At 63.3% G+C, this 12,640-nt stretch carries 8 protein-coding genes, 1 tRNA gene and 1 pseudogene; 4 read left to right on the top strand and 6 right to left on the bottom strand.

Annotated features, from left to right (window positions below):
• The first annotated feature begins 196 nt into the window (after window positions 1–196).
• The 4 genes and pseudogenes from E6C48_RS21340 to E6C48_RS23210 form a co-directional block, all read left to right on the top strand.
• Window positions 197–457 carry a helix-turn-helix domain-containing protein gene (locus tag E6C48_RS21340; RefSeq protein WP_168734616.1) on the top strand — a complete coding sequence of 87 codons (261 nt, stop codon included), beginning with the start codon at window positions 197–199 and terminating at the stop codon, window positions 455–457.
• A gap of 165 nt (window positions 458–622) precedes the next feature.
• Window positions 623–2,365: a site-specific integrase gene (locus tag E6C48_RS21335; protein WP_136360212.1), complete on the top strand. Its 1,743-nt coding sequence runs from the start codon at window positions 623–625 to the stop codon at window positions 2,363–2,365.
• Window positions 2,362–3,420 (top strand): site-specific integrase, encoded by a 1,059-nt coding sequence (locus E6C48_RS21330; RefSeq protein ID WP_136360211.1) that lies wholly within the window; start codon window positions 2,362–2,364, stop codon window positions 3,418–3,420. Before E6C48_RS21335 ends, E6C48_RS21330 begins: the two co-directional genes overlap by 4 nt.
• Before the next feature lie 529 nt (window positions 3,421–3,949).
• Window positions 3,950–5,011: pseudogene (locus E6C48_RS23210) on the top strand (recombinase family protein); the annotation flags it as partial.
• 519 nt (window positions 5,012–5,530) lie between these two features.
• On the opposite strand, the gene E6C48_RS21315 reads toward E6C48_RS23210, so the two are convergent.
• From E6C48_RS21315 to tolB, 6 genes are all read right to left on the bottom strand, one after another.
• Window positions 5,531–5,605: transfer RNA gene (locus tag E6C48_RS21315), tRNA-Glu, on the bottom strand.
• A gap of 153 nt (window positions 5,606–5,758) precedes the next feature.
• Window positions 5,759–7,696 carry an ATP-dependent zinc metalloprotease FtsH gene (gene ftsH, locus E6C48_RS21310; RefSeq protein ID WP_136360210.1) on the bottom strand — a complete coding sequence of 646 codons (1,938 nt, stop codon included), beginning with the start codon at window positions 7,694–7,696 and terminating at the stop codon, window positions 5,759–5,761.
• Between the two features lie 114 nt (window positions 7,697–7,810).
• Entirely contained in the window at window positions 7,811–9,187 is a 1,377-nt protein-coding gene (gene tilS / locus E6C48_RS21305; RefSeq protein ID WP_136360209.1) for a tRNA lysidine(34) synthetase TilS, read from the bottom strand.
• Window positions 9,188–9,249: 62 nt separating this feature from the next.
• Window positions 9,250–10,305 (bottom strand): tol-pal system protein YbgF, encoded by a 1,056-nt coding sequence (gene ybgF / locus E6C48_RS21300; protein WP_136360208.1) that lies wholly within the window; start codon window positions 10,303–10,305, stop codon window positions 9,250–9,252.
• A 224-nt stretch (window positions 10,306–10,529) separates the two neighbouring features.
• The gene (pal, locus tag E6C48_RS21295) at window positions 10,530–11,033 is read right to left on the bottom strand and encodes a peptidoglycan-associated lipoprotein Pal (RefSeq protein WP_136360207.1); all 504 of its coding nucleotides are present in this window, start codon (window positions 11,031–11,033) and stop codon (window positions 10,530–10,532) included.
• Between the two features lie 261 nt (window positions 11,034–11,294).
• A complete protein-coding gene (tolB, locus tag E6C48_RS21290; RefSeq protein ID WP_136360206.1) occupies window positions 11,295–12,611 on the bottom strand; it encodes a Tol-Pal system beta propeller repeat protein TolB in 1,317 nt (438 codons plus the stop codon).
• Window positions 12,612–12,640 lie beyond the last annotated feature (29 nt).

Here is a 12,640-nt window from a genome sequence, read left to right as displayed (position 1 = left end):
AGCGCCGGAGCTCGCCCTCCGGCTCAAGTCTATGGTCAAGTCCAGACACAAAACGATCCTCCAAATCGGATCGTCACCGTGCCCCTTCAGGCCTGCGCAAAGAAGGTGCGGTCAGAGCCTCGCTTACAATCCGCCCTGGGTTCTCTGCGAATGAGCGAGGCCGACCTTTGGAATATCGAGCCAAAGGAGCCATGCCGTGACCAGGTTGAACAAATCCGTAAAACCGAACCCGCTCGACGCGAGCGATCCTCCCGAAAGAGCCAAGAGTTCCTTGCAGCCGTCTCGCTTTCGTGGCGAGCAGTTCTTCACCATCAAGCAACTCGCTAAGCGCTGGCAGGTGTCGGAGCGCCAGGTACACCGTTTTGTCCATAGCGGCGTGCTTGTGGCGCATAAGTTCGGCCGCTCGCTGCGCATCGCCGAGGACAACGTACTTCTGTTTGAACTGCGATCCCGCTGACGAGCCCTGTCAGCGTCTGACAGGCCGGAATGGCCTCGCCGGTTGTCCTGGTGAAACTCCCATCCCCGATTTTCAATAAAAATCGGAGGCAGGGGTTTCACCAGAAAGGCCCCCGTTCGGCACCTGTCATCACCAGTCAATCAATGCCTGAAAGGAGCTTTCACCATGCCTGCGCCAGCACATGAAACGCTGACCTTGAACAGCTTGATGGAGCGCATCAGCGTCGAGCCGTCGCTGTCGTCTGCCCAACGTAGCGAACTTTGCTCCGCAATCCGCCGCTTTGCCCGCATTTGCGGCAAGCACCCCAGCGAGATCATCGCCGACCCTGCCGTCATTCGTCAGTGGATAGGCAGAGCGAACTGGCAGATGGCGGGCTTGTCCAAGCGGGGCTGGGCCAACATGATCAGCCGGCTGACGCGCGCGATGATGATGGCGGAAATCAAGGTCCATCGCCGCCGCCGGAACTTCAAGCTGCTGCCCGAATGGGAGACGCGACTTGAACCTTTGGGCCGCCGGGATCGTGACGGACTGCGCCGGTTCGCGGGATGGTGCTCAGTGCATGGGATCGATCCGGAGAAAGTCAATATCGAAACGTTCGACTGCTACCGCATCCATCTTGAAACCGAAACGATCCAGCGCAATCCCCGCGAGCGGTGGCATGTGGCTCGCCGCGCCTGGAACCGGACGTTGGCGGCTAATCCTGACTCCGGCCTCCCGGCGGTCGCCAACGTTGAACCGGCGGGTTGGCGGGGGCTGCCGTGGGTGGCGTTTCCGGAAAGCCTGTTGAGCGAGATCGAGATGTACAAGACTGCGGTGACGTCGGCCAATCCCTTTGCCGGGGACGAACGTCGCATTATCAAACCGATCACTCTGAAGGGTTATCTGAACAATCTTCGGTGGCATCTATCTCGGCATGTCGAGAATGGCATGACCGCGGGCCACTTCGTATCCCTCGCGGATTGTGTCGAGCCGGAATTGGTCAAGCGTGGCCTTCAGCTTCGTCTCGGCGGGAAAGACCTCGACGACAAGACGAAGCCGGCCTTGAGCGCGATGATGACAGCCATCATCAGCGTGGCACATTTTGTTGACGTATCGGATGAGCACTACCGCGAACTGAAACGCCTCGCCGACAAGGTGCGCCACCGGCAGAATGGTATGACCGAGCGCAACAAGGAACGCTTGGCGCAGTTCAACGAGGAGCACGCGATGCGAGCGCTCGTCAATCTGCCCTTCCGGATGGCCAACGATCTTGCCAACATAACTCTTCCAACAGTTCGTCAGGCGCAGCAGATGCAGATGGCTGCGTTGATCGCAATCCTCCTTCATCTGCCGTTGCGCATCAAGAACGCTGCCGCGCTCGATCTTGATATTCATATCAAACGTCCGGCGGGTGGTGCCGACGGACGCTGGATCGTCCATTTCGCTTCTGGCGAGGTGAAGAATGAGGTGGCGATTGATGGCGTCTTCAATGAAAAGGTGAGCGCGCTATTGCAGCGTTATGTTGACGTCTTCCGTCCCATCCTGACCAAGAAGCCGTCCTCGAAGTTCTTCATCAGCCAGCATGGAACTGGAAAGGACCCGCATACTCTGAGCGGTCAGTTCCGCCGCTTGATCAGGCGAGAGATCGGCTTCGTGATGAACGCGCATCTGGTACGCCACTGGGCGGCGTTCGCCTATCTCGCGGCCAACCCCGGCGACTACGAGACTGTGCGCCAGTTGCTCGGCCACAAGAACATCGCGACTACGATCAATGCTTACACAGGCGCCGACACCAAAAGCGCACTGGGTCGTTATGACCATGTCATCGCCGCCCGGCTTGATCCCGTGCCGCTGAAGTTCGTCAAGTCTCCACCGCCCAGCTTCGAGGCAAAGGCGTTCTTCGGCCTCAGCCCGGAGGACATCCTGTGACGACCAAGCAGAAGTTTTCCAGCCTCCGGCTCGAGGATTGGCCGGCATACGACCGAGACCTTTGGATGGCTGCACAGAAAAAAGCCGGCATCTTCGACGAAGCAGGCTTTGCTGCCGACTGGCAGCCTACGACCCTCCGTTCCCTTGAACGAGGCTACGGCCTTTACCTTTCGTGGCTCGCCCAACGGCATAATCTCGATCAGGACGCTGCCCCGGTCGACAGAGTCGATCAGGATTGGATCAAAACTTTCCTCAACGCCTATGCACCCGGTCGGTCCGAACTCACTGTTGCCGCTGCGGTCCGTGGCATCGCCTACGTTGTACGTGCGACCAACCCGCCCGATGGCCAGCCTTGGCTGACCAAGCTCGCGCACAGGATGACAAATACGGCGGTGCCCTCGCGCCCGAAACTGCCGCGCATGTCATCAGTTGCTGAACTGGAGGAACTGGGTCGGCATCTGATGCGAGCAGGCTGGAAAGATCTCCAAATGCGTAAAATTAGCGGGGCACAGATATTTCGCAACGGGTTGATGATCGCAGCACTTATAGCGCGTCCCGAACCTAGACGACGGAACTTCGCCGCTCTGCGCATCAACCACAGTTTTCTGCGCGATCAGATCGGTGTCCGGGTTCGTTTTTTGAAGGACGAAACGAAGAAAGGCCGAGACATCGATTTCCATTATCCGGGCTGGTTGACCCGGCCATTTGATGTCTATGTCAATGACATACGCCCCCTGCTGCAAACCAGGTCTTCGGTGAACGACGAGGGCTGGCTTTGGATCGGGCAGAAAGGCGAACCTCTTCGGCCTCACAGCGTCACCGGCATCGTGACCAAAACCACGAAGCAACATCTTGGTAAGCCAGTGTCACCTCATCTGTTTCGCGACATTGCGGCGACCGACATCGCGCTGCTCGATCCTGGGCATGTCGGTATCACGAAATCCGTTCTGGGCCATGCCTCACTTTCCAGCAGCCAGAAATCCTACAACCAAGCCACCAGTTTCAGCGCCGTCATGCGGTTGGACGCGGTCCTCGAAGGGTTAATGGAAGATTGAAATCCACGGTGCAATTAATTGCAAATTTTAACAATCGACTTCCCATCCTGCCCGGCAGGCAACTGACGTGGCTGCCGATGGCCAATGTCTCCAAGTGCAATGGGCTGCACGATCTCCGCAAGGCCCCAGGCCGACCAGAGCCCTCTAACCTTCTGTCTTTACGAACATATCGCCGTCGCGATGGAGCCGATACGACGCGCATCCAACACCGTCGTGGATGCGCAGGCATACCAGTGGGGCGGCATCCCTCTGGTTGTCATCGCCTTCCGGCCGTAGACCATCGGAGATGGAGCATGGTTTTGGACAGGATGCCGGAAGGCCGCAGGCGCAGGAGGAAATCTCCCACGCCGAGCCGCGCCTTCACGCCGCCCCATATCATTGCCGCCACACGCCAGACGGCTATGATGTTCTTGCCGACATGTCCGAGAACCTGCCCATCACTCACGAGGAGATCACTCTGCTTCGCGCCTTCCTCTCCGCCGAAATCAGCGCCATCATCCATGGCGACAACGAAGCAGGCTGATCTGCCATGACTGTCAACGCCGCCATCTACGTGCGCGTTTCCACCGCCCGGCAGGCCGATGCCGATCTGTCGTTGCCCGATCAGGTCGCGCAGTGCCGCCGCTATTGTGAGCAGCGCGGCTGGGAGGTGATTGAGGTGTTTACCGAACCGGGCGCTTCGGCATTGGACGAAGACCGGCCGGTTTTTCAGAAGATGATCGACAGGGCCAGGAAGCCTGACCATCCCTTCGATCATCTGGTCGTGCATTCGCTCAGCCGCTTTTCTCGCGACGCACTGCATTCGGAGTTCTATGTCCGGCAGTTGCGCAAGGTGGGCGTCGAACTCGTCTCGATCACCCAGGACCTCGGCCAGGATGCGAGCGGCGAATTTATTCGCAAGGTCCTCAACGTTTTCGACGAACACCAATCCAGGGAGACGGCGAAACACGTCCACCGGTCGATGCTGGAAAACGCCCGGCAAGGCTTCTGGAACGGTTCGCGCCCGCCCTTCGGCTACGCCACGGAGATCAAGGAACGGCGCGGGCCGCGCGAGAAGAAAGTCCTGGTCGTCAATGAGGAGGAAGCCAGAACGATCAGGCTCCTGTTCAAGCTGGCTATCGGAGCGGACAGCCGGCCGCTGGGCGTCAAGGCGATTGCCACCTATCTCAACGAGCGAGGCATTACCCGACGCGGTCGTCGCTTCTCGACTGGCGGCGTGTATGGCCTACTCACCTCGACGACCTACTACGGCAAACATCATTTCAATCGCACCGACACCCGTAACGGCAAGCCACGTCCGCCATCCGAATGGATCGAGTTTGAGGTGCCGGCGATCATCGATGAGCAGACCTTCAACACGGTGCAGGCTTTGCTTCAAAGTCGCAACCCTAAGCGCGTAGCGCCCAGGATCGTCAACGGCCCGACGCTGCTCGCCGGTATTGCCCGCTGCGGCTATTGCGGGGCTGGCCTCGTCCTCAACACAGGCAAGGGCGGGGTCTATCGGTATTATTGCTGCTCACGCAAAATGCGCGAGGGCGCGATTGCTTGCCCAGGCATGCGCATTCGTATGGACCGGCTCGATGAAATCGTGGTCAATGAAATCGCAGCGCGCGTCCTGGCGCCCGACCGGCTGGGCGGACTGCTCAAAACCTACACGAAGTCGAGCAGTGAGCAGGCAGGGCAGATCAAGGACCGGCTGACGCAACTACGCCATGCCCACAAGGAAGCCGAAGCTGCGATCACGCGCCTGCTCGCGTTGGTGGAGAAAGGTCTGATGGACCCGGACGACCCGAACCTGCGGGAGCGCTTGGTTGGTCTGAAACTCCAGCGTGACGAATTGACGGTCGAGATTGCTGATCTGACCAAGCGCGCCAGCAGCGACCAGACATCGATAACTCCGGAGAAGATTGACAGGTTGTCGAACCTGCTGCGGGACAAACTGTACAACGGCTCACCCGAACTGAAACAGGCCTATGCTCGCCTTGTCGTCCGGCAGGTTACCGTAAAAGGTAAGGAAATCCGTATCAGGGGCTCGAAAGCCGCTCTGGCGCGTGCTGCATCGAGCGGAGTAGGCAACAATCCGCCGGCAGTTCTCTCTTTTGTTCGAGGTTGGTACGCCCTAGGGGAATCGAACCCCTGTTTGCGCCGTGAGAGGGCGCCGTCCTGACCGCTAGACGAAGGGCGCAGCCAAGACCGGCCATATAGGCTGGCCGGATTCAAAAAGCAACTGGCCGCGACCGGCTTTTCCAGTCCCTTGACCACAAGCGCATTTCGAGCCCGCCGCAAAGCAAAACGCCACGGACCTGCCGTGGCGTTTCCTTGACCGGCCTGCGGGCGATCAGTTCGAGGGCTGCGGCTCCATGCCGCCTTCCGGCTCGGGACCTTTCTTCTTGCCGCGCGCGGTGCCGCCGGCCTTCGGCACGGCCGAGCCGCGGCTGGTCGGCGTGTCGTCGCCGAGGTCGCGCGAGGGCTTGTTGCCGGCGAGCAGCTGCTTGATCTCCTCGCCCGACAGCGTCTCGTATTCGAGCAGCCCTTCGGCGAGCGCGATCCAGTCCTTCTTCTTCTTGGTCAGGATGGTCTTGGCCGTCGAATAGGCGTCGTCGATGAGGCGGCGCACCTCGGCGTCGATGATCTGCGCGGTCTCTTCCGAGATGTTCTGCTGGCGCGCCACCGAGTGACCGAGGAAGACTTCTTCCTGGTTGTCGCCATAGGCGACATGGCCGAGCTTGTCGGAGAAGCCCCAGCGCGTCACCATGGCGCGCGCCAGCTTGGTCGCCTGCTCGATGTCGGAGGAAGCGCCGGACGTGATGTTCTCCTTGCCGAACTTGAACTCTTCGGCCACGCGCCCGCCCATCATGATGGCGAGGCGCGAGATCATGTACTTGTAGCTCATCGAGTAGCGGTCGCCTTCCGGCAGCTGCATGACCATGCCGAGGGCGCGGCCGCGCGGGATGATGGTCGCCTTGTGCAGCGGGTCGGCCGTCGGCACGTTGAGCGCCAGGATGGCGTGGCCGGACTCGTGATAGGCGGTCAGTTCCTTCTCCGCCTGCGTCATCGCCGACGAACGCCGCTCGGCGCCCATCATGATCTTGTCCTTGGCGTCTTCGAACTCGGCCATGGTGACGAGGCGCTTGTTGCGCCGCGCCGCCATCAGCGCGGCCTCGTTGACGAGGTTCATCAGGTCGGCGCCGGAGAAGCCCGGCGTGCCGCGCGCGATGGTCTTCAAATCGACGTTCGGCGCCAGCGGCACGTTGCGCACATGCACCTTGAGGATCTTCTCGCGGCCGATGATGTCGGGGTTCGGCACCACCACCTGGCGGTCGAAGCGGCCGGGACGCAGCAGCGCCGGGTCGAGCACGTCGGGCCGGTTGGTCGCGGCGATCAGGATGATCGACTCGTTGGATTCGAAGCCGTCCATCTCGACCAGCAACTGGTTCAGCGTCTGCTCGCGCTCGTCGTTGCCGCCGCCGAGGCCGGCGCCGCGATGGCGGCCGACCGCGTCGATCTCGTCGATGAAGATGATGCAGGGCGCGTTCTTCTTGGCCTGGTCGAACATGTCGCGCACGCGGGATGCGCCGACGCCGACGAACATTTCCACGAAGTCCGAGCCGGAAATGGTGAAGAACGGCACGTTCGCCTCGCCGGCGACCGAGCGGGCGAGCAAGGTCTTGCCGGTACCGGGCGGGCCGACCAGCAGCACGCCGCGCGGGATCTTGCCGCCGAGGCGCTGGAACTTCTGCGGATCGCGCAGGAACTCGACGATCTCCTCCAGGTCCTCCTTGGCCTCGTCGACGCCGGCGACGTCCTGGAACGTCACGCGCCCGTGCGCTTCGGTGAGCAACTTGGCCTTCGACTTGCCGAAGCCCATGGCCCGGCCGGAACCGGACTGCATCTGGCGCATGAAGAAGATCCACACGCCGAGGATGAGGATCATCGGCAGCCACGAGATCAGGTAGCCGAACAGCGTGTTGGAGCCGTCCGTCTCGGGGCGGGCGTTGATGGTGACGTTCTTGTCTTCGAGCCTGGACACCAGCGACGGGTCGCCGGGCGAATAGGTCTGGAAGCCGCCGGAGGTGTCGGTGTAGGTGCCGCTGATGCGATCGCCGGCGATGGTCACCGTCTTGACCCGGCCCGCGCCGACATCCTGAAGGAACTGGGAATACGGAACATCCGTCGATGCACCACGCGTCTGCGGCGTCTGGAACAGGTTGAACAGTGCGATCAGCAGGACGGCGATGATGGCCCAGAGCGCGAGGTTACGGTAGTTCGGATTCATTTAGCGTCCCGTTGAGGCGCGCCAGCGGCACGCCGTAAGAGAGAAGTTGGACCTAACATAGGCAGCCGCCCCCCCCTTGCCAAGCACGACCATCGGGTTGGGTTAAGCCTTCGATCATGGTTTTAGGCCGATAGAGCCCAACGGCGGCGCGGCGATGGCGGCGGCGCCGATGAGTTCGGCCACCGCCCGCGCCGGTGCGAGATCGAAGCCGGACAGGAAGTGCGCGAACGGTGCCGCGACCGGCTGGGCCGAAGCCGGAAGGAATCCGCCCATGAACCCTTGTTTTTCCATCGAAAACACCGGTTCGGCGGCGAGCGCGGCATGCACGAGGCTCGCCGGCGCGCAGGCTGTAACCGGCAAAGCGCCGGCCACGGCGGACTCACCTTTGGCCGCGATCAAGAATTCCCCGCCGCCGTCGCCGAGCGTGATCCGGTAGCGGCCGTCCCAGACCGTGCCGTCGCGGACGGGTCCGGCGGGCGGCAGGTCGCGTCCCTCGCGGTGCAGGAACAGGCCGGCGGAGCGCCGGTCGACGACCGCATGCGACAACGTGGCGCGCAGCGGATCGGGCCCGCGCCACCCGCAAATCCGGAAAAACAGCGCCTCCGCGCGAGCAAGGTCGGGCAGGAAGGACGATCCGCCGGCGACCGCGACAAGGATCCGCAGCGCATAGACCGCCGCCGGCCTGTCGGCCGCAGTCACAAAAGCCGGCGCCAGCCGCAGCAGCCCCGGAGCGGGCCGGCCGGCATGCGCGCGCATCAGCGCTGCCGCGCGCATGCCGAGGTCGATGCGTGCGCCGGCGGCGCGGTCGGCCGTGGCGATGGCTGGCCCGAACTGCGCCGCCTCGCCGTCCCCAAGCCGCGCCCGGATGCGCGGGCGCTCGAACGTCCGGTTGTCGTTCGTCGGATCGTCGATCCAGCCGGCGCCTTGTCCCGTCAGCCAGCCGCGCAAAGCGGCGCGGCGCGTGCCGAGCAGCGGCCGCACGATCCAGATTTCACCGTCATAGAGTGTCGCCGGCGCCATGCCGGCAAGACCGCGCCCATCCGCATCCGGCCCCGCTTCCGCGCTGGCCGCGCGCGCCTGGCGCATCAGCACCGTCTCGGCCTGGTCGTCGGCCGTATGGCCCGTCAGCACCAGTCCGATACCGGCCTCGCGCGCCGCGCGGCCGAGCAGCCGGTAGCGCGCATCGCGCGCCGCCGCTGGCAACCCGGTGGCGGGCTTGGGTCCGTCCCAGCGGACGGTTTTGTGCGGAATGCCGCGCTTGGCGCAGAGCCGGGCGACAGCCTCTGCTTCTGCGGCCGAGCCGGCGCGAAGCGCATGGTCGACGGTGACGGCAAGCAGCCGCACGGTCGGGGAATTTCGCTCGATATGATGTTTGAGAAGGAGAAGCAGCGCCGTGGAATCGCTGCCGCCGGACACAGCGACGATCGCGCCGCCGGAAAGGTCGATGGACGAAAAGAGCCGGTCCGTCTCCGGGGTTTCAATCTTGAGCACGTCCTTGCCCCGAAACCGGTTCCCGTTTTCGGGAGATACGCCTGGGCCGGACGCAGCCGGGTTCAGCACGCCGCGTGGGTCCGTTCCTGCTTGACGCGCTCTTTCATGGCGGCGGAAATGTTGGGATAGCGCTTGCCGACTTCGTTGAAGGTCGCACAGGCGACGTCGCGCTGGTTGAGGCCGACCAGCGACACGCCGAGCTTCAGGAGCATGTCGGGAGCCTTCTTCGCCTTGGGATAGGCCTTACTCGCCGCCAGGAAGGTCTCGGCGGCGTCGCGGTATTTCTGCTGGCCGAGCAACGCTTCGCCCAGCCAGTAATGGGCGTCCGACGCCTTGGAATCCTTGGGGAAGCGCGAGACATAGTCGCGGAACCCCTGCTCGGCGGTCTTGTAGTCGCCGGACAGGATGAACTGGTAGGAATTGCGATAGAGTTCGTCGGGATTGTCGGTGGCCGGCAACGAGGCGACCTGCGTTCCCGACCCGGACCCGGCATCGCCGCCGGCCGGCGGCGATGCTCCCGCCGCCGTCGACTGCGTGCCGCCGGCGTCGACGACATTGCCGTCCTTGTCGACGGTGATCGTGCCGAAGGTCTTGGCCGGCGCGCCGGTAATGAGCTTGCCGGGTTCGCCGTTGCCGGAATCGACGATGATGTCGCCGACCGGGTCCGACGGACCGTCGCCTGAAGCCGACGTATCGGCTCCAGGCTGGGTTGCCGGTGCTGCGGCAACGGCCGTATTGCCGCCGCCGGAGGCGTCGGACTTCTTCTGCGGCGCCTGGCCGCCGCCGCCTTCAAGCTGCTGGAAGCGGAACTCGTTGTCTTCCTGCTGCTTGCGGATCTGCTCCTGCATCTGCAGGATCTGGAAGTTCAGTTCCTCGACCTTGCCGTTCAGCTGGCGGATCTGGTCTTCCAGCCCGGTCACGCCGGCGGCGTTGGACTGCGCCATCTGGACCTTGTCCTGCCCGCCGCTGCCGAACACGCCGGGCAGCCCGAAGGAAGGCATATGGAACGAAAAACCGCTGTCGGTCCGCTCGGCGCCGGAAACGCCGCTCGCCGGCGCCGCGACGGCGGAAGCCAACAGCACCGCAAGCGTGCCGCTTAGGATGGATCTGAAGTGCATATGTCTCGCCCTGAAATCAACGATTCGTCGGTTTGTCCGGAAGCGGAACGCCTGCGTCAGACGGCAGCCGCGACGCGCCGGCCCGGACGTTTTCGCTTCTAGCAGGGCGCGAGACTTCGGCCAAATTTTGTTTCGGGCCGTCGCCCAACGGCAAAAGGCGGCGTTGCCGCCGCCTTTGTCCGTCCGATGTGGCATTTTTACCGATAGCGGGCTCGCGGCCCGGATCAGCTTCCGGCGCCCGACAGCGTCGTGACCGCGCGGCGGTTCTGCGACCAGCACGAGATGTCGTCGCACACGGCCACAGGGCGTTCCTTGCCGTAGGAGATGGTCTTGAGCCGGTTGCCGGCGACGCCTTGCGAGATCAGGTAATCGCGGGTGGCGGCGGCGCGGCGGGCGCCGAGCGCCAGGTTGTATTCGCGCGTGCCGCGCTCGTCGGCATGACCTTCGACGACGATGCGGTACTGGCTGTACTTGTTCAGCCATTGGGCCTGGCGGGCCAGCGTCTGCTGCGCGTCGGCGCGGATCGACGAGGAATCGGTATCGAAGAAGATGCGATCACCGACATTGACGGTGAAGTCCTGCGCCGAGCCGGGGGTCGCAGCACCCGCGCCGAGACCGAGGTCGGCGGCGCTGTTCGGCGTCTTCTTGGAGGCGCAGCCGGCGAGCGCCAGCGAGGCGACCAGGGCGATCATGACGGGGTTTGCTGCAAGTTTTGCGATACGGCGCATGCCGCCTCTCCTTCGCAATTCGAGTTGTTTCGTTGACAAGCCAGTAACCACGTTTGGGTTAACCGGTGCTCAAGAAACACGGTTAAAATTCGGTATCGGCCGCCGTCCGCGGTCGCTGCCCGATGCTTTGCCCCGATGTTTCTGCCATGGGAGCACCGAACGTCACATTTGGCGCGGACCCTAGGCTTAAATGCGGCCAAAACGCGACCACCCCAAGAAAAACGGGGCATTTCGGCCCCGTTTTCTCCGTATTCCCACACGCTATTCGAGCAGCGGCGACCATGCCGGGTCGGAGGCGTAGTTGGCCGTCGGAATCGACTGTTCGTTGCGGCCGGTCAGGTCGATGGTGACCAGCTTCGGTCCGCCGGCCTGGTCGCGGAAGAACATCAAGACGCGCCCGTTCGGCGCCCAGGTCGGGCCTTCCTGCTGGAAGCCGGTAGACAGGATCCGCTCGCCCGAGCCGTCCGTCTTCATGACACCGATCTGGAACTGGCCGCCCGACTGCTTGGTGAAGGCGATCAGGTCGCCGCGCGGCGACCACACCGGCGTTGAATAGACGCCGTCGCCGAAGGAGATTCGGTGCGGATTGGAGCCATCGGCACCCATGACGTAAATCTGCGAGCGCCCGCTGCCGCCGCCGCGGTCGGAGGTGAAGACGATCTGCGAGCCGTCCGGCGAATAGGAGGGCGAGGTGTCGATGGCCGTGGAGTCGGTCAGCCGCGTGGTGTTGCGGCTCCTCAGGTCCATGGCGAAGATGTTGGAATTGCCGTCGTCGCGCATCAGGCTCATGATGACCTTCTGGCCGTCCGGCGAGAAGCGCGGCGCGAACGTCATGCCGGGGAACTTGCCGACCAGTTCGCGCTGGCCGGTTTCCAGTTGCAGCAGGTAGACCTGCGGCTGGCCGCCCTCGTAGGACATGTAGGTGATTTCCTGGCGGCTCGGCGAGAAGCGCGGCGTCAGCACGATGGCCCCGCCGTTGGAAAGATAGCGCACGTTGGCACCGTCCTGGTCCATGATGGCCAGCCGCTTCTTGCGCGCGTTCTTGGCGCCCGACTCGTCGATGAAGACGACGCGGGTGTCGAAATAGCCCTTCTCGCCGGTCAGCCGCTCGTAGATGGCGTCGGCGATGATGTGGCCGATGCGGCGCTTGTTGGCGCTGTTGGCGAAGAACTGCTCACCAGCAAGCTGCTGGCCGGCGAAGGTGTCCCACAGCCGGTATTCTGCGCGGATGCGGCCGTCCGCCTCCTGGCTGACACGGCCGGTCACCAGCGCCTGCGCGTTGATGACCTTCCAGTCGTCGAAGCGGGGCGCTGCGTCGGGATTGGAGATCTTCTCGATGAAGGCCGCATTGTCGATGGGCGCGAACAGGCCCGAACGCTTGAGGTCGGCGGAAACGATGCCGGAGATCTCGGCGCCGAGGCCGGCTCCCTCGAAATCGGTGATGGCGATCGGCAGCGGCTCGATCGTGCCCTTGTTGACGTCGATCTCGACCAGGGCATGCGCCGGCAGCGTGACGAGCGCACTCATGCCCGAGGCGAGCGCACCGATCATCATGAGCGTGGTGAGGAATTTCTTCATGGCTTGGGCCTCGTTTTCTGGCGGGCGGA

The organism is Ollibium composti (assembly GCF_004801285.1).
GTDB lineage: Bacteria > Pseudomonadota > Alphaproteobacteria > Rhizobiales > Rhizobiaceae > Mesorhizobium > Mesorhizobium composti.
This window is presented reverse-complemented; position numbering and strand designations above follow the sequence as displayed.